Annotated in this window: 15 protein-coding genes; 7 read left to right on the top strand and 8 right to left on the bottom strand. The window is 53.9% G+C overall.

All coding sequences use genetic code 11. The features are described 5' to 3' along the window. The first annotated feature begins 72 nt into the window (after positions 1–72). Genes ABJ205_RS15690 through ABJ205_RS15665 form a run of 6 tightly spaced genes read left to right on the top strand, consistent with a single transcriptional unit; the run spans position 73 to position 6,843 of the window. Entirely contained in the window at positions 73–1,272 is a 1,200-nt protein-coding gene (locus tag ABJ205_RS15690; RefSeq protein ID WP_348157853.1) for a Gfo/Idh/MocA family oxidoreductase, read from the top strand. Then, positions 1,269–2,333, top strand: coding sequence for a sugar phosphate isomerase/epimerase (locus ABJ205_RS15685; RefSeq protein WP_348157850.1), 1,065 nt, complete (start codon positions 1,269–1,271; stop codon positions 2,331–2,333). Before ABJ205_RS15690 ends, ABJ205_RS15685 begins: the two co-directional genes overlap by 4 nt. Positions 2,334–2,369: 36 nt before the next feature. Continuing rightward, positions 2,370–3,716, top strand: a complete 1,347-nt coding sequence (locus ABJ205_RS15680) for an MFS transporter (protein ID WP_348157847.1) — start codon at positions 2,370–2,372, stop codon at positions 3,714–3,716. Then, positions 3,713–4,258, top strand: a complete 546-nt coding sequence (locus ABJ205_RS15675) for a gluconate 2-dehydrogenase subunit 3 family protein (protein WP_348157845.1) — start codon at positions 3,713–3,715, stop codon at positions 4,256–4,258. The genes ABJ205_RS15680 and ABJ205_RS15675 overlap by 4 nt, the downstream gene beginning before the upstream one ends. A 27-nt stretch (positions 4,259–4,285) precedes the next feature. Next, positions 4,286–5,992: a GMC family oxidoreductase gene (locus ABJ205_RS15670; protein ID WP_348157842.1), complete on the top strand. Its 1,707-nt coding sequence runs from the start codon at positions 4,286–4,288 to the stop codon at positions 5,990–5,992. After that, a complete protein-coding gene (locus tag ABJ205_RS15665) occupies positions 5,992–6,843 on the top strand; it encodes a sugar phosphate isomerase/epimerase (protein ID WP_348157839.1) in 852 nt (283 codons plus the stop codon). Before ABJ205_RS15670 ends, ABJ205_RS15665 begins: the two co-directional genes overlap by 1 nt. Here the strand turns inward: ABJ205_RS15665 and ABJ205_RS15660 are convergent. From ABJ205_RS15660 to ABJ205_RS15645, 4 genes are all read right to left on the bottom strand, one after another. After that, complete coding sequence (locus ABJ205_RS15660; RefSeq protein WP_348158068.1) at positions 6,840–7,883, bottom strand: LacI family DNA-binding transcriptional regulator; 1,044 nt, start codon at positions 7,881–7,883, stop codon at positions 6,840–6,842. The two genes, ABJ205_RS15665 and ABJ205_RS15660, sit on opposite strands and share 4 nt — an antisense overlap. A gap of 19 nt (positions 7,884–7,902) precedes the next feature. After that, a complete protein-coding gene (locus ABJ205_RS15655; protein ID WP_348157836.1) occupies positions 7,903–9,216 on the bottom strand; it encodes a glycoside-pentoside-hexuronide (GPH):cation symporter in 1,314 nt (437 codons plus the stop codon). A 76-nt stretch (positions 9,217–9,292) separates the two neighbouring features. Continuing rightward, complete coding sequence (locus tag ABJ205_RS15650) at positions 9,293–10,318, bottom strand: SMP-30/gluconolactonase/LRE family protein (RefSeq protein WP_348157834.1); 1,026 nt, start codon at positions 10,316–10,318, stop codon at positions 9,293–9,295. Beyond that, positions 10,309–10,596 (bottom strand): hypothetical protein, encoded by a 288-nt coding sequence (locus tag ABJ205_RS15645; protein ID WP_348157831.1) that lies wholly within the window; start codon positions 10,594–10,596, stop codon positions 10,309–10,311. Before ABJ205_RS15645 ends, ABJ205_RS15650 begins: the two co-directional genes overlap by 10 nt. A 58-nt stretch (positions 10,597–10,654) precedes the next feature. Between ABJ205_RS15645 and ABJ205_RS15640 the strand changes: the two genes are divergently transcribed. Beyond that, complete coding sequence (locus ABJ205_RS15640; protein WP_348157828.1) at positions 10,655–12,973, top strand: exo 1,3/1,4-beta-D-glucan glucohydrolase; 2,319 nt, start codon at positions 10,655–10,657, stop codon at positions 12,971–12,973. 343 nt (positions 12,974–13,316) lie between these two features. Here ABJ205_RS15640 and ABJ205_RS15635 read toward each other — a convergent pair whose 3' ends face one another. The 4 genes from ABJ205_RS15635 to ABJ205_RS15620 all read right to left on the bottom strand — a co-directional run bounded on the left by ABJ205_RS15635 (position 13,317) and on the right by ABJ205_RS15620 (position 18,434). After that, complete coding sequence (locus tag ABJ205_RS15635) at positions 13,317–14,435, bottom strand: tetratricopeptide repeat protein (RefSeq protein WP_348157826.1); 1,119 nt, start codon at positions 14,433–14,435, stop codon at positions 13,317–13,319. Positions 14,436–14,503: 68 nt separating this feature from the next. Beyond that, positions 14,504–16,543 (bottom strand): flagellar biosynthesis protein FlhA, encoded by a 2,040-nt coding sequence (locus ABJ205_RS15630; protein ID WP_348157823.1) that lies wholly within the window; start codon positions 16,541–16,543, stop codon positions 14,504–14,506. After that, a complete protein-coding gene (locus ABJ205_RS15625; RefSeq protein WP_348157820.1) occupies positions 16,540–17,673 on the bottom strand; it encodes an EscU/YscU/HrcU family type III secretion system export apparatus switch protein in 1,134 nt (377 codons plus the stop codon). Before ABJ205_RS15625 ends, ABJ205_RS15630 begins: the two co-directional genes overlap by 4 nt. Next, positions 17,670–18,434, bottom strand: a complete 765-nt coding sequence (locus ABJ205_RS15620; protein ID WP_348157817.1) for a flagellar biosynthetic protein FliR — start codon at positions 18,432–18,434, stop codon at positions 17,670–17,672. Before ABJ205_RS15620 ends, ABJ205_RS15625 begins: the two co-directional genes overlap by 4 nt. Positions 18,435–18,451: the final 17 nt, after the last annotated feature.

Here is an 18,451-nt window from a genome sequence, read left to right as displayed (position 1 = left end):
GACGCAAACATCACTTTGGTAATACCTAATTGACAACGTAAGACAAGATTTGTCTGGTTGAGAGGGGTTCGGATGACATTCTCGCCTTTGCGAATAGGCATGGTCGGAGGTGGCAATGGCGCATTCATTGGAGCGGTGCACCGCCGTGCATTGCGGCTGGATGGAGAATGCATCCTCGTATGCGGCAGTTTTAGCAGGAAGCACGACAATTCAATTGAAACAGGTCGGTCATTGGGCATGCCAGAATACCGATGCTACGCGGATGTGGACGCGATGCTGTGCGCTGAAGCAGAACTGTGCAGTATGCCCGGCACTTCTGAAGCGGCATTGGAATGCGTTTCCATTGTCACACCCAATGACACCCATGTTCCAATCGCGACAGCAGCATTGGCAAATGGGTTTTCTGTAATCTCGGACAAACCGGCAGGCGTCAGCCTTGGCGAAGTAGAGGGTCTTGCAGAATCTCTAGCACAATCAAATGGCAGCTATGCCCTGACGCATACTTACCTTGGCTATCCAATGGTTTGGCAAGCGCGGCATATTGCGACGCAGAACGCCTTTGGGCCTGTCCGCAAGATCATTGTGAACTATTCTCAGGGGTGGTTGGCATCGCAAGCTGAACTTTCAGGTAGCAAGCAGGCGGAATGGCGAACCGATCCCAAACGCTCTGGTCCTGCAGGTGCCTTTGGCGATATTGGAAGCCATGCCCACAGCTTGGTAGAGTTCATTTGCAACTCGCGCATGACACGCTTGTCAGCCCGGTTGAATGCACACTTCCCCGACCGATTGTTGGATGATGATGGCGACGCCAGATTTGAAATGGATAACGGGGCCACTGGTGTCCTTATAGCTAGCCAAGTGTGCGCAGGCGATGAGAATGAACTGACCATCCGCATTTATGGCGAAAATGCCGGCGTGGAATGGCGCCAGATGGAGCCGAATTCGCTCATTGAACGAAGGGGTGACGGAACTTTGATCACGCACCGCGCCGGGCTCGACAAGCCTTTGTGTAGCCAAGCGTTGGAGCGCTGCCGGCTGCCGTCAGGGCATCCGGAAGGATATCTCGAAGCTTTTGCCAATATCTATCGTCAGTTATCTCGCTCCATCCGCGCCGGCGCGCGCCCCGCATCATATGGCGTTCCAGGAATCGCAGAGGCTCTGCGCGGCATGGCATTCCTCGAAGCGGCTGTTTCTAGCTCCCAAGAGCATGGCGCGTGGCACGATATCAAGGAGCCTTCAAAGGGCCCTGATCTGCGAGGATTGTTGACATGAAGGAAATCAAAGGCCCAGCTATTCTGCTCGCTCAATTTATGGGCGACAAAGCACCGTTCGATAATCTTGATCACATCTGTGACTGGGTGTCTTCGCTCGGCTACAAGGGTATTCAGATCCCGGCCAACGACCTTCGCTGCATGGATTTGGATCTTGCGGCGCAAAGCCAAGACTATTGCGATGAACTCGTGGGCCGCTGTGCACAGCGTGGCCTCACAATCACAGAACTGTCCACCCATCTGCAAGGGCAGTTGGTTGCAGTCCATCCCGCCTATGACGATTTGTTCGATGCGTTTGCGCCGACCCACCTGCATGGCAATCCAAATGAACGTCAGGAATGGGCGGTCGATCAGATGAAAAAGGCCGCAGTCGCTTCACGGCGATTGGGCCTTAATACCTGCGCTAGCTTTTCAGGCGCATTGATGTGGCATCTGGTTTACCCATGGCCGCAACGCCCGGCTGGACTGGTGGAAGCCGGCTTCAAAGAGCTCGCCAAACGCTGGGTCCCGATCCTTGATGTGTTTGAAGATAACGGCGTGGACGTCGCTTATGAAATCCACCCTGGCGAAGACTTGCATGATGGTGCCAGTTTTGAGGCGTTCCTTAACGCTGCAGGCGATCACCCGCGTGCCAACATATTGTTCGATCCAAGCCACTTCGTTTTGCAGCAGCTGGATTACCTCCATTTCATTGACCTATACCACGACCGGATCAAAGCCTTCCATGTAAAGGACGCAGAGTTCCTGCCCAATGGCAGAACAGGGGTCTATGGCGGATATCAAGGCTGGCAGGACCGCGCCGGACGTTTCCGCTCTCTCGGCGATGGCCAAGTCGATTTTCGCCAGATTTTCAGCAAGCTCACGCACTACGGGTTTGATGGATGGGCCGTTCTTGAATGGGAATGCTGTTACAAGCATCCAGAGCAAGGCGCGGCAGAAGGCGCGCCATTTATTGCAGATCATATCATCACACCAACCGAATACGCTTTCGACGATTTTGCCGGAGGTGAAACCGATCACGCGAACAACGCACGGGTCCTTGGGATCGCACAAAGCGAATAGAGCCAAATAGGCCGTTCGCATATGGGAGACGGAAACATGACAGGCGCCGAACCATACCAACGTCGAAAACTATTCTGGATTGGCGTGTTAACGCTGTTCACCGCCGCAATGTTGTTTGCGCTTCGTGTAGGGTTGACGGGAGAAATGACCGCAGATGTCTATGCGGGTGTCTCCAATCCGGGAGAAGCTATTGGATCGGCACTTGGCGCAGCGTTTCTTGGTTTTGCAATAACGCTATTCGCAGCAAGTCCACTGCTCGATGCCGTTGGAATTGGAAATGTGTTGAGAGGAGCAGGTATTTGCTTCTTGGCAGGCGTATTGCTCGCGGTGAGCGGAAGCTCGTTTGCGACAGCTGAAACCGCACAGACCCTCTTCTATTCAGGCTTTCTAATCCAAGGGGTTGGATGGGGAGCAATGGAAGCGGCAGTTAATCCCATGACCACCGCGCTTTACCCCAAGGACAAAACCCACCGCCTGAATGTGCTTCATGCATGGTGGCCAGCAGGGATCGTAGTCGGAGGCTTGATTGGGTTTGGCGTCAGCACTTTTGAAATTCCGTGGCGCCTTGCCATGGCAACGGCAATCGTCCCGGCTTTGGGGGTTCTCTTGCTCTCCTATCGAGTTCAATTCCCGCCGACTGAACGCGCCGCTGTTGGGATCTCTCTTGGCGACATGTTGCTTGAAATTATTCGGGCCCCAACATTCCTGATTTGGCTTGGCGCAATGCTTCTTACGGTTTCGCTTGAACTGGGGCCAGGGGCTTGGATCAACGCTGCATTGTCCGCCAAGGTTGGGTTCAACGCTGTTTTGCTGCTCGTCTATGTGGCTGGTGTCATGTTCATCATGCGGCATTTTGCAGGTCCGCTTTCACGAATGTTCACTAATGCCGGTGTCCTTTGGATTTGCAGTCTCTTGGCGATAGTCGGCCTATTCATGATGGCCCGTGTGCAATCACCCGCCATGGTTATTCTCGCAGCCACTATATGGGGCCTTGGGGTGAGCCTCTTGTGGCCAACCATGATGGCGTCTGTGTCTGAACGCTATCCGCGAGGAGGCAGTTGGTTCATTGGCCTTATCGGCTCTGCCGGTGCCTTGACGATAAACTTCCTACTGCCCGTTCTTGGCCGTCATTATGATGCAGCCATGGCAGAGGCTGCAGGTGGTCAAACCAACTTGGCAGCTTTGCGCGAAGCGGGCACTCAGGAGACCGCCGCACAGTTGCAACTGATCGAAGCGCAGGCCGCTCCGCAAGCGTTCGAGTTCGTGGCACAGCTTTCCTTCCCGCTCTTGGTGATATTTGGCGCGATTTGGTTGTTCGATCGAATGCGCCGAGCCGCACAGGAAGACCTGATCAAATCCAAAGCAAAGCGAATTCAGCCATGATCGATACCGCCTCTATGGACCGCCGCTCACTGCTTAGCCGGACCATTAAAATCGCCGGGATTGGCGTTGCGCTTCCTACTTTTGCAAGCCTTGGAGCATGCAGCACGCTGCCTGCAACGCTCGAAGATCAAATGTCATTGATCGGCGCAATTTCAGACAGGGTGATCCCAGAAACCGATACATCGGGCGCGATAGCGGCAAAGGTGCCAGGGTACATTTCCTCAGTATTCGACACGCACTTCAGCGAAGACCAACAAAGTGATTTTGTAAGAGGTCTTACAAGTATTGCGGAGCTGGCTGTAGGAGGCTTCGCGAATGCCTCTCCCGAAGAGCAAGACACGCTTCTCGAAGCACTCGAGGCCGGTAACGAAGCGGCTCCCGGCCGTGCCACTTGGCGACAGCTTCGCGAGATGATCATATTCGGATTCTATACCTCGGAAGAGGCCTCGCAAGAGCTTGCCTATGAGGAGATCCCCGGTCGCTACGAAGCCTGCAAGCCGCTCGAAGAAGTTGGCAAAGCTTGGCTCGATCGTGGCGTTTGATCCGTCCCGGAATTGAAGGAAAAACGAATGTCTGCAGACGGAACTTTTGATGTCATCGTTGTCGGCTCCGGCATGTCGGGTGGTATCGCCGCGAAGGAATTTTGCGAACGCGGGATGAAAACGCTCGTCCTTGAACGAGGAAAGAAAACCGAGCGATCGGTCGATTATGTGGGCGAGAACAAAGAGCCCTGGGACATGCAGTTCCGCGACCGCGTCGATCCAAATTTGATCGATAGCGACTATTACAAACAGCGCACTTGCTATGCCTTCCGCGAAAGCACACGGAACTTCTTCATCAACGACCGAGAAAACCCATATTCCGAAGCCGAGGACGCACCGTTCGCTTGGCTACGAGGAGACCAAGTCGGGGGCAAATCGCTTATGTGGGCGCGTCAAAGCTATCGCTGGAGCGATACGGATTTTGGCGCAAACAAAGCCGACGGAAATGGAACGGACTGGCCCATCCGCTACGATGAACTCGTCCCATGGTACGAACATATTGAGAAGTTTGTTGGCATTAGCGGCTCGAACGAGGGTCTAGCCCAGCTTCCTGACAGCATTTTCCAGCCGCCCATGGATATGACCTGTGTCGAGAAAGCGGCAAAAAATGGCATCGAGAACAAGTTTCCCGACCGGCGCGTCATGATTGGCCGTGCGGCACACCTCACAGAACCAACTGAAGAGCAATTGTCGCTTGGCCGGGGGAGCTGCCAATTTCGCAACGAATGCGAACGCGGATGCTCTTTTGGAGGCTATTACTCCAGCGTCGCAGGCGCTCTACCCGCAGCCGAACGCACGGGCAATTTGACCATTCAGCCAGACAGTATGGTTGAGCGTATCCTTTACGACCCGGGCACCAAGCGCGCGACCGGCGTGCGGGTGGTCAACCGCCAGACCAAAGAGCGACAGGACATCACGGCCAAAGTCATATTCCTGTGCGCATCAACAATCGGAACCCTGCAGGTTCTGCTCAACTCGACTTCCGAGACATTCCAAAACGGTTTCGCCAACTCGAGCGGTGTTCTTGGACGATATGTTATGGATCACCACACGCGGATTGGCGCGGTTGGTCAAATGCCGGGCTTCGAAGAGGATTATTTCGCTGGAAGGCGACCGAACGGCATTTATGTCGCTCGTTATTCTAATCTCAATAACCAGACAGATGGCGAATTCCTGCGTGGGTTTGGGTATCAAGGCAACAGCGGTCGTCCTTCATGGACGCGTTCACTGGGCGGGAGCGAATTTGGCGACGGGCTTAAGAAGGAACTACGCCAACCCGGCCAATGGTACTTGAGACTGCAAGCCTTTGGCGAACATTTGCCGAAAGCTCATAACCGCGTCACCCTGCACCCTGACAAAGTCGATCCCCTTGGCATCCCCCAAGTGCACATGGACGTTCGTTGGGGCGAGAATGAGCAGAAGATGCGAGTCGCCATGAAGCGAGATGCAGTGGCAATGCTCAGGGCGGCAGGAGCAACCGAAATTGAACCGTTCGAGAATGAAGCGATCCCCGGGCATTGTATTCACGAAATGGGCGGGGCACGCATGGGTCATGATCCAAATACCTCGGTGCTCAACGCATTCAACCAGTGCCATGAGGTGGAAAACGTGTTTGCAACCGACGGCTCTGCCTTTGCCTCGGTCGCCTGCCAAAACCCGTCACTGACATTCATGGCATTGACTGCGCGTGCAGTCGACTACGCCGCACAGAAGATGAAAGAAGGGACGCTTTAATGAGCATCGCAGCGATTGCCCGTAGGCAATTTCTTGGAAGCGCCATTGGTGCATCAGCTCTCGCATTGGCAGGCTGCAATGAACCGACGCAATCGGCTTCAGATAAGCCCACACGTGTCTTTGATGGGATCCTCGGCTTGCAGCTCTACACCGTGAGAGAGTTGTTTGAGAAAGATGCCCGAGCGACTCTTAATGCGCTTGCAGAGATCGGCTATAAAGACTGTGAGACCGCTGGTTTATTCGAGCACGACCCTAAAGATGTCCGCATGATGATGGACGATCTGGGTTTGGTCTCGCGCTCTGCACACATCCGCCTGCCCGCGCTGAGAGACGGTCTGGAAAAAGACCTGGAGATCGCCGAGACATTGGGTCAGGACAAGATGTATCTTGGATGGATTCCCGAGGAAGAACGCACACTCGATAAGTATCGTGCCCTTGCTGACCTGCTCAATGCGCGCGGTGAAGAGACCAAAGCGGCGGGAATTCAAATCGGATACCATAACCACGAATTTGAATTCATCGAAGACAATGGGACGACTGGATATGACATTCTGCTTGATCGAACCGATTCTGAATTGGTCACATTAGAACTCGATTTCTTCTGGGCGCACCTTGCGAAAGTCGATCCAGTGGAGCTTTTCAACAAAGCCCCCGGTCGCTTCACATCTTGCCATATAAAAGACAGCACTGCCGAAGGCGAAATGGTACCGGTTGGCGATGGGGTTATCGACTTTACTTCCATTTTTGAGCATGCACAAACTGCGGGGATGGAGCGGTTTTATGTTGAACATGACAATCCTCAGGACGCCCTCGCCTCGCTGGGGCGAAGCTTTGCTTCGCTAACAGACTAGTCTACCGGCGAAGGTGCTGTTGTGTCTCGTTCGATAAACTCGTGTCCGAGTACAATACGCTTTGGCTCGGCCTTTCCATTGGTATTAAGCTGCGCAATGAGTTCGCGAACAGCAAGCGCTCCCAATTCGTCAAGCGGTTGACGGATTGTCGTCAGCAGAGGCCGCATTCTCGTGGCTACGTCTGCATCGTCAAAACCTACAACTGACATCTCTTCAGGCACTTTCACGCCGCTCACCGTGCAGGCGGAAACCACACCTGCGGCCATATCATCGTTGGAACAGAACACCGCAGTTGGCGGCGCTTCCAACCCTATGAAATACTCGCCAGCTTCAAAACCCGATTCGAAATCAAATTCGCCTTTACGCACCAGGCTTTCCTCGACGCTAAGACCTGCTGCGTCCATTGCAACACAGAACCCTGAATAGCGGACATGCGTAGCACGCTGATCTTCAATGCCCCGCACAAAACCCACGCGTTTGTGCCCTAATCCAATCAGGTGCTGCGTTAGTTCGATCGAGGCCTTGTGATCATCGATTTCGACCAAAACGCCTCGATGCGAGATGTCTACAGGGCCAATGCGAACCACAGGAATGCCGAGCTCTTGAAGCACGTAATCAATCTTCTCATTTCCCGCATATGGCGCGACCAGCATGACGGCATCGGGCTTGCGGTGAAGCATCAAGGCTTCAAATGCCGCGCGAATGGCATCGATAGGCTTCCCGTTTAATTCCTCAAACAGACTGATCGATAGTTGATACCCCAATTTCTGGCAGGCGATCACCGCCCCGAACTGGATTGAGTTGATATAGGGGCTGTTACGAGAGTGGCTGATTAAGTTGATGTCGTAAGAGCGATTGCCCCTCAGCGACCTTGCGGATTGACTGGGCACATAATTCAGGCGTTCCACCGCCTCTTTGACTTTGCGGCGCAGCTTGTCTTGCACATGCGGTTCGTTGTTAAGAACTCGTGAGACAGTCTTAATAGAGACGCCTGCAAGCTCTGCGACGTCTTTCATCTTGGCTGACCCACCTGATTTCATCTTGGTCAATACCGCCCCCTCAAATTCCCAATTCGTCCACAATACGCGCATGAACATTGCGGCTAAGCGGCAATAGCCAAATTACGAAGCCTGCCACAAGTATCAGAAGCGGCGGCGCAATTGCCAAGAATTGTTCAAGCCTCGCCGCAGTGTATTCTGTTTGAATTGCCAATGCTGGATCGTAGCCAATGCCCGACAAGACATATCCCACCCCTAGCCCTGTCAAAGCGCTGGCAGATTTTTGCGCCAGCATGCTTGCACCGAACACAGGTCCTTCATCTCTTCGGCCATAGGTATATTGGCCGTATTCGACCGTGTCTGGGATCAAGGCCCAAATGACAACCGCAAACGCAGGGTTTGCAAACCCATAGGCCAATATCTGAACGGGAATTCCTTCGATCATTATTGGTCCGAACACAAGCAATGCGCCGCCAGATAAGAGCATCATGCCACCAGCAATGGACCAGCACACTTTTTTGCCCAACATTCGCGCAACAACAGTCCAAAATGGCGTGCCGGCAAGCGAACTCAACGCAAAACCCGTGAGAACGACCTCTTTGTTGGCAAAACTCTGACCGTTTGCTTCTAGATAAAACGCCATAGGGATAAACAAGCAGGCACCAGCCGCCGAGTTAATGATCAATAATAGCATCAAAAACCGCAACGCATCGTTGCGAACAAACGAATCGACAAATGTCCGCAGGCTAAAATTGGTTTTTTCGCTGACCTTCCCAACCGCGCTTTTCTCTTGTGTCGAAAAAAAGCACACCAACAATGCAGATGTTGCAACGATCGCACCCAATCCCGCTGTTAGCAGAAATCCCTCAGCGCTATTCTCATCACCACCAATCAAACGGCTAAGCGGAAAGAAAAAACTTGAGACGCAGAGCATCCCACAAAAGGCGAAGAACATTCTGACACCGGAAAGCTCAGCGCGTTCATTGCTGTCGTAGGTAATTCTTGCGGACAATGCAGAATAGGGAACCGCGACAATGGTATAGCAAGTGCGAAACAGGATGCCAGAGCCGAGCAAAGCGATTAGCAGCGCGACCCCTTCAAAAGGGGGCTTCCAAAAAAGCAGACAAAAGCTGGCTCCTAATGCGAAGCTCCCAAAAAGAATGAAGGGTCTGTATGATCCCCAACGGCTGCGATTTGCAGCAGCGAAAGAGGCAACTAACGGATCAGAAATTGCATCCCAAAACAGCCCAGCGGCATAAATTAGCCCAGCGACTTTGGGTTCGAGGCCAACGACTTCCGCGTACCAAAAGACCAATATCAATGAAAGGCTGTGCCAATATATGTTGAGACCAAGGTCTCCAACTCCATACCCCACCAACCGCTTGACAGTGGTCGTTTTGACCCGCTGAGCCGGTTTCGGTGCCGCAGATGTGTCTGCAGATGAACTGGAATCAGAAACGGCCAACTCCTCGAACGAAGGTCTCGACCCTCAGCAATATATCTCTTGCGGTGATAAACAAGGTCTGTCCATCGCCACCGAAGGTACAATTTGCCGTGGCACGTCCTGTTCCAATGCGTCCAATGCACTCCCCTTTAGAGGTGAGAACTAATACGCCTCCCGGTCCTGCGACAAAAACATGTCCAGTCGTCGAGACCGCCAAACCGTCCGGCAGGCCATCATGTCCAACCATGTAGGGCGATGCATCAAACCAGGCTGCCTCTTGAGAACCGTTTTGCAGATCGACCTTTCTTATGATTGGGTGCTTTGGATCTGACTGCGCGATCAGCAAGCTTCTCTCATCGGGCGTAAGAGCAACGCCATTGGGAAAGGTCATATCTGACACCAACGGCGCAAGGCCCGCCGTCTTTGAATATCGGTAGACACCATTGAAGGGCGTTTCCTTCATCGGAGAGTTGTCCAACCCTTCGAGCCCATATGGTGGGTCAGTGAAATACAATGTCCCATCGCTAGCCTCGATGACATCATTGGGACTGCTAAAGCGCGCACCCTCGAAGTCAGCGACTATGCTTTCGCGGGTGCCTTCATCTAAGTCCAATTTTTCGACTGCACGTTTTCCATGATTGCAAATGATGAGTTTGTCATCCCGGGACAGTAGCAAGCCATTTGCCCCTGCCTCGCGCAACCCACCGGCCATTTCTGGCGCAACACCAGAAGGATCAAGGAAGACCTCAACGCCCACCTCTTTGCTCCAACGATATGCTCGGTTGGTAGGAACGTCCGTAAAATAGAGCGCTTGGCGGATGTGATCCCAAGCTGGCCCTTCGGCCCACCGATAGCCTTCGCCAAGCGTGGTCGCGGGAACCTTAGTCGCGATCACTTTGGCAAACTCGCTGGAAAACGGCTCGAAGGTGACGATTGAGGACTGCTCAAGAGGCAAAGCCACACTCGTATTGGCGCAAGCGCTAGCCGCTGTAGCTGCTCCTGCAATGACAAAGTCCCGCCGTGTCAAAACCATTTTCCCAAATCCTCCTGAAATCCTAGTAATCTAAGGTTGACAACCTTGTCAAAAATCGCTGCGATATAGACAACAAATCGCCAAAGAGGGGGGAATCCGATGCTGACTAGAATTGCTAAGGGCACTGCATCACTTTCTACAATTGCAGCATTGACTGCTTGTGCAGTTACAAATGGGCCGGCCGCGGCTTCTGCATCGTCTGATGCTCCTCTCGCAGCAACATCAGAAGCAGCTACGCCAGAACCGGGGTCTGTTAACCCCGAAATTTGGCCCTCCATACCGCGTGAGCCCTTAGATCCTGCCACAGAAGCGCGCATTGATGACATTCTGGCAAAAATGACTTTAGAGCAAAAAGTTGGGCAGACGCTCCAGGCGGACTCAGGAGCGGTCACGCCAGAGGAGGTCAAGGAGTACCGTCTTGGTTCTGTTCTCAGCGGCGGAAACTCCGCTCCGGGACCTTTACCTTACGCCGATACGCAAGGCTGGCTCTCACTCGCTGATGAATATTGGGAAGCCTCAAGGGATCCTGACGGCGTTGAAATTGCGATCCCGGTTATTTGGGGTATCGATGCGGTTCATGGTCACGCAAACCTGCTTGGCGCGACGGTGTTCCCGCACAATGTAGGACTTGGTGCAGCGCGTGATCCCGACCTTATCGAACGCATTATGGAAGCAACCGCCCGTGAACTGGTTGTTTCCGGGCATGATTGGACCTTTGCACCAACGCTTGCTGTACCGCGTGATGACCGATGGGGGCGCGGGTATGAAGGGTTCTCAGAAACACCAGAAGTGGTGATCTCTTACTCCGATCGAATCGTCAAAGGGTTGCAAGGCGACTTCGGTTCATCTGGCTTTTTGGCAGCGGGAAAAATCCTCTCAGCTGCCAAGCATTTCATCGCAGATGGCGGCACCGATAGTGGCCGCGATCAAGGCGATGCGTCGATCAGCGAAGAAGAACTGCGCGACATCCACGCACTTGGCTATTTGCCTGCATTAGAGGCACAAGTTCAAACTGTGATGATCAGTTTCTCAAGCTGGCAAGGCGTCAAAATGACCGGCAACAAAGGCCTCATCACGGATGTATTAAAGGGCCGCATGGGCTTCAATGGGTTTGTGGTCAGCGACTGGAATGCCCATGGCCAAATTCCCGGTTGCACAAACACCGATTGTCCGCAGGCGATCAATGCCGGGATTGATATGTACATGGCACCGGACAGCTGGAAAGGTCTGTATTACAGCACGCTTGATCATGTTCGGAGTGGCCGGATATCCATGGAGCGGTTGGACGATGCAGTACGCAGAATTTTGCGGGTAAAACTGCATTACAGCTTGTTCGATCGGGGGAAGCCAAGCTCGCGACAGATGGCTGGTGACACCTCTATTCTAGGCTCTGAAGAACACCGCGCCCTGGCTCGAGAGGCGGTACGCAAGTCTCTAGTCCTTTTAAAGAACAGCAATCAGATTTTGCCCTTGTCCGGCGCGCAGACTGTTCTCGTCGTTGGTGATGGTGCGAACAGCATTGCCAAAGCGTCAGGCGGCTGGACCTTGTCTTGGCAAGGCGGGGTTCACGCAAATGATGAATTTCCCAACGGGGAAACCATCCTTTCCGGCATTCAGAACATTGTTGAACAGCATGGTGGTTCGGTCATCTTTGATCCTGAAGGGACCGGTCAGCATGATGCCGATGTCATTGTCGCAGTTTACGGCGAAGACGCCTATGCGGAATTCCAAGGTGACAGGGGAAATGTCGACTTCGATGACGGCGCTTTCGATACAAAACTGCTCGACCGGTACAAAGGCGAAGGCAAACCGGTTGTGTCTGTCTTCCTTTCCGGACGGCCGCTTTGGGTAAATCCCGAAATTAATGCATCAGATGCTTTTGTCGCCGCTTGGCTGCCAGGAAGCGAAGGAGGCGGGGTTGCCGACCTCCTGTTCCAAACTAAGCCAAGCTATGATTTTACCGGTAAGCTATCCTTCTCGTGGCCTAGAAGCGCCGATCAAACAGTACTTCACCATGGCATGGATGGGTATGATCCGCTTTTTGCGTACGGTTATGGCTTAAGCCTGCAAGATTCGAATAATCTTGGCGAATTGAGCGAAATTTCAGGCGTCGAAGTCAGTTCAAGTTCGAGCGGAGATGTCTTTTTCACCGATGGTAGAGTGGCAACGCCGTGGTCGCTCTATGGAATTGTTGATCGAAACCAAACCCGCATGAACGGATTGACTTGGGATGGCGGGAAGCTCGCCTTTTCGGGAACCGACCGCGAAGCACAAGAAGATTCATTGCGGATCGACTGGCGATCAGGTGGTCAAGTCGTTCGCTTTGCAACCCACGATCCCGTTGACCTATCACGTCAGTCCAACGGCGCGATGGAGCTGTCATTCTTTGTCAAAAACCTTGGCGCTGACCCTGCCCGACTGATATTGCGAATGGGCTGTGAAGGCGGCCCATGCGGTGATGGACAAGCAGTGGAGGTGAGCGGACCCGAATGGCGCGAAGTCCGCATCAGCCTGTCGTGCTTCGCCGATCAAGGCGCTGATCTCTCCAGCCTGCAAACAGGCCTGACAATCTTCAGCGCGGCCCCTGCCTCAATCGGTATTTCGGAGATCAAACTCGCGCCCGACACAGATGCAACTAAGATCTGCGGGGTCTAAATGAGGTGCTGTCAGACTAGCGCTGCCAGACTAACGCGAACTCGTCTCCAATTGACGCGGATGCCTCTCATTCTTGAAATGCGTTGGCAACGAATGTCAGCGGCGAACAGTGGACCAAATCGGTTTCACCTCATTCGAACAGTTTCATGGCAGATGTCGATGCTACGTTCAAACAGCGGGTCTTCCACATTGCGCAATGACAGCAGAAAGCGGACGTACATCATCACTACGAGCCGAATGACCTCGGGTGAAGAGTTGAACCTTTTGAATGGGCTGTCTGGCTTGCAGCGTAATGGCATCAATCCGCTCTATCCTGGCCTCAACGTCCGTCAATCAGGCACAGTTAGTCGGACAATGCCGCCGTAACTATTGCCTGCTCCAGAGTTCCGCCACTAGGTAGGACGCTCGTTTGAAGGGCGCGATCAAGAATGCGCTGTGCCGTTTCGGATTGCCCTTTTGAGTTGGCGATAAGAATGCTGGCGAGCGAAGCTGAGAAGCTCTCGCGATCTAGCCTAAGGGCGATCTGCACTTTGTGTTGGCCTTCTTCCATATCGCCATCCAATATGTCCATAATCGCAAGCGAGCCGTGCGCTTCACCAAAGGTGTCATCAGTGTTGAGTGCCTTTTGAAACCGCGCGCGCGCCTTTTCCTTGTCATCGGCCAGAAGATACGACCATCCCGCAGCAACCCACGAACCCAAGTGATCGCCGAATTGCTCGGCCCCTTTGTCGATCCAAGCAGCAGCGCCAGAGTAATCCTTGCGCGCCAAAGCCACGAGGCCGAGTCCAATCTCCGCACGCGGATTATTGTGACCGGTGGCCAAGGCTTGCGTGAACTGAGCCTCTGCCTGATCAACCTTGAATTCACCCAGATCAAGTGTGCCTAGTGTTGTGACCGCATCCGGGTGTCCGCCTCCTTTGAGCGCCGCCTCACGGGCCAAATCAGGCCGATAAACATCCATCGCGAGGACCGATGCAGCAGCAGCAAGTGGAGGGTAATCAGCGTGCAATTCTAAATAGGCGTCCATCTTGGCTTCAGCGTCCTCAAACTCGCCGCGCTCATGTGCGATTTGCATATCGAGCATAGCCGCCTGTGGAAGCTGTTTGGTCACGTCTTCGTTAAGCAGCTCAACGCTAGCGTCAAACTCGCCTGAAAGTGCATGGCTCCACGCTTTATTGAACATCACCCCCGCATCATCAGGCATGTCTTTGGATGCCACATCATACCATTCGCGCGCGGTGGACTGATCACCTGCGCGCATGGCCGCGATCCCGGCAAGATTGGCGAGCTCCCCTTCCAGAGGTTCAACTGCGTTCAAGCGCTCAAAGACCTGTATGGCCACATCGCATTCATTCGCCTCGAGTGCGGTTTCCGCAACATCACGCAAGAGCGCCGGGTTCTCACGATCGCTTTCCAGAAACTGCGAGAGACTTTTGAGGCGATCAGCTGCCGAATTATCCATGGTTATCTTCTCTTCTTACTCGTGACATACGCTGTCTCACCTATGGCAGCCGATTGATGCTAACCCAATTAAGCTGGCAAAGTTTCGGGCAATTTGACAATACCAAAGCTGCTGAGCGCTGTGCGAAGCGGGATTTCATCGACCGAAATGACAGACAGATGCGGGATCGTGCGCTGTGCCAGCCGCACCATGGCACGCCGGATCGGACTTGCGCAAAGGAGCACTGGATTGCGCCCTTGCCGAACCATATTGTCCACCATAGGCCCCAAGCTTTGGAGCAATTGTTCTGCCAAACGCGGATCAGAAGAAATCAAGTTCTCGCTTCCGCCTTCGCCGAGATTGGCAAGAATGCGGTTTTCGACACGCGGATCAAGGCTGAGAACAGAAAGGTCCGCATTGACACCGCGCAAGGATGAGCAGATCGACACCGCCAGATGTTCGCGAAGCCGCTCGCTCAAAACCGCGGGCTCTTTGGTGTGGCGACCAATATCGACAAGCGTTTCCAAGATCAGGTCAATATTGGCAATGGATACACGCTCCTGAAGAAGGTTCTGCAACACCCTTTGCACGTCGGAGGCGGTCATAATGTTAGGCACCAGCTCCTCAATCAGACCCGGTTGACGTCCACGCACTTGGTCCAGCAATTCCACCGTCGCCGCGCGCGTCATGAGCGCGGAAATCTCTGACTTCACAACCTCGCTGATATGGGCCGTCACAACGGCCTCTGGTTCAACCACGCTGTAGCCGGAACGGCGCGCGGTGTCGGACAGCGATTTCTCAATCCAAAAGCCCTCAAGTCCATAGGCCGGGTCCTTACCCGGAATACCCTCTATCGGCCCCGTTCGGTCGTTTTGCTTTAGGGCGAGCAAACGGTCGGGATGGACCATGCCCTTGCCATAAGCATCGCCATAAACGGCAATCTCATAATCGAGCCCGCCCAAATCCGAATTCGCAAGGATCGAGACTTTGGGATGGGAGAAGCCCAGGTTACGCTCAATAGACTCGCGCTGTTTGCTTATCCGGTCGAGCAATAGCGCTTGCTGGGTCTGCCAAGTCTCCATCAGCTCAGAGCCAAGGCGCAGCTCGAGAGAATTTGGCCCATCGATGCTGAGCGCTTTGTCGTTCTCGTCCTCGTCGTCTTCCTCGATAGAGGACGGCTTCGCATTCTTGCGAATCCGCCACCAAGCAAAGAACGCCACTGCGCCAACGATCACAATAGGCCATTTCGGCATGCCTGGGAGCAGCAGCATGAACACAAGGATTACTGCGACGATCAAAGGAATGCGCGGAACAGAGGCGAGTTGCTTGAAAATCTCAGTGCTGAGCTGCTTATCTGCTGCTGAGCGTGTGACAATAATACCGGTTGCAACCGCGATAATCAAAGCGGGCAATTGGGTTGCGATACCATCGCCAATTGTGAGCAAAGTGAAACGCTGCATCGCTTCGCCCCAGCTCATCCCCATCTGCGCCACACCAACAACAAGCCCTGCGATGATATCGACAAGGACGATAATCACGCCAGCAATTGCATCACCTTTGACGAATTTCGACGCCCCATCCATCGCACCGTAAAAGTTCGCCTGTTTCTCAAGCTCTTCGCGCCGCGCCTTTGCTTCGTCCTGAGTGATAATGCCGAGGTTCAAATCGGCATCGATGCTCATCTGCTGTCCAGGCATGGAATCGAGCGTGAAGCGCGCGGCCACTTCTGACACACGCTGGGCACCGCTGGTGACCACGACATATTGGACAACCACGAGGATCACGAAGACCACAAGGCCGATGACGAAGTTGCCCTGCACCGCGTAAGAGCCAATGGAATCGATCACTTCACCCGCATCGGCTCCTGTCAGAATGAGCCGCGTTGCCGCTACGTTAAGCGAAAGGCGGAACAACGTCGCCACCAAGAGGATCGAGGGAAAGGTCGAAAACTCAACCGGCTTCTGGACATAAAAGGTCAGCAAAAGGATCGTGAAGGCAAAGCCAAAGTTCACGATGATTGCAAAATCCAAAACCGCAGGGGGAATGGGCGAGAACAGGATGATCAGGATCGCCAAGGTCCCGAAAACGAGAGCCAGATCTTTGTTATTGCTGAACAGTTTTGCAATCATGCTTGATTTTCCGAGCTAGCCGTTTGCGGCTGTAATAGTTCAGTCTGGGGTCTCCGATTGTTCTCTTGGAGGCCCTTAGTTTGTAGTTGGCGATAATGGATCGCCACTTTGCGATAATGGTCTGGGGGGATCTCACCACCAGGCCGGCAATCGGCATAAAGCGCTCTTGCAAGTGGCGGATTGGGTATGATCGGCACAGCGTGAAGGCCAGCCTTGCGTTTGATCAACTGCGCCATCGATCCGCGCCCGATAGCGCACACTCTGGGAGCCCTATCAACGGCAGGATCGTAGCTTAGCGCGACGGCATAATGCGCCGGGTTTACCACCACCATGTCAGCGCCGGGAACAGCACCCAAATTCTCAGCCTGCTGGTTCATTTTCTGGTGCAGCTCTTTGCGCTTTTGCTTGATGCGCGGTTCGCCCTCCCGGTCCTTGGTCTCGCGGGTGAGTTCGCGGCGGCTCATCCGCATCTGTTTGCGGAACTCACCGCGCACAATGATCTGGTCAATCGCAGCAAAGACCAGGGCAAAACCAATGAAGGCATACAGCATCCGCAGCCCCGCCTGCTCCATCGTCATGGCGAGCTTGCTCGCATCAACGAGGCGAATACCAAACTGTTCAATCGCAGTGCTGATGACGAAATAGGCGGCAACGGTGTAAGTGGTGAATTTGACGATGTTCTTGATCGTCTCTTTCACCATGCGAAGCGAGAAAATGCGCTTCAAACCCTTGGCTGGATTTAGTCGCTTAAAGTCTGGCTTAAGTGGGTGAATGGTGAAGATCAGCCCGCGCAATTGCAAAAGGTCCAGCGTGATCAGCATGATCCCAACTATGCAGCCAAAGATGATGAGCGGCTGGAAAAGGTACCAATAGATCGAACCGATCAATTCCAAAACCTCATTGGCGTCCCCTCGCCCATCGATGCCAGTGGCAAAGGTCAATTGCATCAAATCGGCGACCTGAGTGACGAATTGCTGACCGAGGAAAGACGCAACAAGCGCAAGCGCGATAAGACCTGCCGCAAAGCCCAAATCCATCCCGCGCGCAACCTGGCCCTTTTCGCGCGCCTTCTTGAGCTTGAAATCAGTGGGCTCTTCAGTCTTATTCTGCTCTTCGCCGCCCTCACTCATGGGATCACCTGCCAAAAGGCAGCGGGCTCAGTCACCGCTATCCGGATGATGCGCAGGTAAATGCCCATGGCAAAGGTGAGGCAGATCGGGAGTGTCACCAGCATGACCATCGCCTTCACCTGGAAACCCAGAAGAAGGACATTCATCTGAGGTAATGTGCGACTGAGAAACGCGATGGTGAGGTCGGTCAGAAAGATCGACAACATCGACACACCAACGAGGCCAACCGCCAGTAGAAAGAGCGTGGATAGAACGCTTGCGATGGCTCCAATATCGGGTTGAAGCTGCTGATACCCGATCGGCAGCGCATCAAAAGACGCCGCCCAAAGCGCGATCAAATCGTAATGCGCACCGATGGTGAAGAAGATAATCCCTGCCCCGTAGGACAAGATCGTACCCGCCAGCGGAATGCGGGCATTGGTTGTGGGATCGGCCAGCGTCGCCAAGCCAAAACCGGCCTGAACATCGAGCGCTCGGCCCGACCAAACAATCGCCGCGAAAGCGAGTTGAAGGCCAAGTGCGAGGCCAACGCCAACCAACAGCTCTCCAAAGACCATGAGGACAAAGCTCTCCGCCTCACTCACTCGTGCAACCAATTCGGGCCGCGCCACGATGAGCCATATCGAAAGGCTGATGGACAACAGCACGCGCACTGTGATCGGCACGCGGAACAGCGTAAACGGCGGCGCAAAAGCAATGCTGGGCCCCAATCGCAGCGTGACCAGCATGATCGCAAGGATCGTATCGCTTAAGTTATCCATGGCTTAACCCCCAATTG

It is taken from the genome of Erythrobacter sp., assembly GCF_039988855.1.
Classification (GTDB): Bacteria; Pseudomonadota; Alphaproteobacteria; order Sphingomonadales; family Sphingomonadaceae; genus Erythrobacter.
This window is presented reverse-complemented; position numbering and strand designations above follow the sequence as displayed.

Excerpts from the sequence above, each read along its gene's own strand:
- ABJ205_RS15645 (WP_348157831.1), bottom strand. The coding sequence starts at position 10,596 with ATGGAGGGCCAAATTTCGGGGTTAACAGACCCCGGTTCTGGCGTAGCT.
- ABJ205_RS15685 (WP_348157850.1), top strand. The coding sequence starts at position 1,269 with ATGAAGGAAATCAAAGGCCCAGCTATTCTGCTCGCTCAATTTATGGGC.
- ABJ205_RS15640 (WP_348157828.1), top strand. The coding sequence starts at position 10,655 with ATGACTTTAGAGCAAAAAGTTGGGCAGACGCTCCAGGCGGACTCAGGA.
- ABJ205_RS15690 (WP_348157853.1), top strand. The coding sequence starts at position 73 with ATGACATTCTCGCCTTTGCGAATAGGCATGGTCGGAGGTGGCAATGGC.
- ABJ205_RS15670 (WP_348157842.1), top strand. The coding sequence starts at position 4,286 with ATGTCTGCAGACGGAACTTTTGATGTCATCGTTGTCGGCTCCGGCATG.
- ABJ205_RS15625 (WP_348157820.1), bottom strand. The coding sequence starts at position 17,673 with ATGAGTGAGGGCGGCGAAGAGCAGAATAAGACTGAAGAGCCCACTGAT.
- ABJ205_RS15665 (WP_348157839.1), top strand. The coding sequence starts at position 5,992 with ATGAGCATCGCAGCGATTGCCCGTAGGCAATTTCTTGGAAGCGCCATT.
- ABJ205_RS15660 (WP_348158068.1), bottom strand. The coding sequence starts at position 7,883 with ATGAAATCAGGTGGGTCAGCCAAGATGAAAGACGTCGCAGAGCTTGCA.
- ABJ205_RS15680 (WP_348157847.1), top strand. The coding sequence starts at position 2,370 with ATGACAGGCGCCGAACCATACCAACGTCGAAAACTATTCTGGATTGGC.
- ABJ205_RS15650 (WP_348157834.1), bottom strand. The coding sequence starts at position 10,318 with ATGGTTTTGACACGGCGGGACTTTGTCATTGCAGGAGCAGCTACAGCG.
- ABJ205_RS15620 (WP_348157817.1), bottom strand. The coding sequence starts at position 18,434 with ATGGATAACTTAAGCGATACGATCCTTGCGATCATGCTGGTCACGCTG.
- ABJ205_RS15630 (WP_348157823.1), bottom strand. The coding sequence starts at position 16,543 with ATGATTGCAAAACTGTTCAGCAATAACAAAGATCTGGCTCTCGTTTTC.
- ABJ205_RS15675 (WP_348157845.1), top strand. The coding sequence starts at position 3,713 with ATGATCGATACCGCCTCTATGGACCGCCGCTCACTGCTTAGCCGGACC.
- ABJ205_RS15635 (WP_348157826.1), bottom strand. The coding sequence starts at position 14,435 with ATGGATAATTCGGCAGCTGATCGCCTCAAAAGTCTCTCGCAGTTTCTG.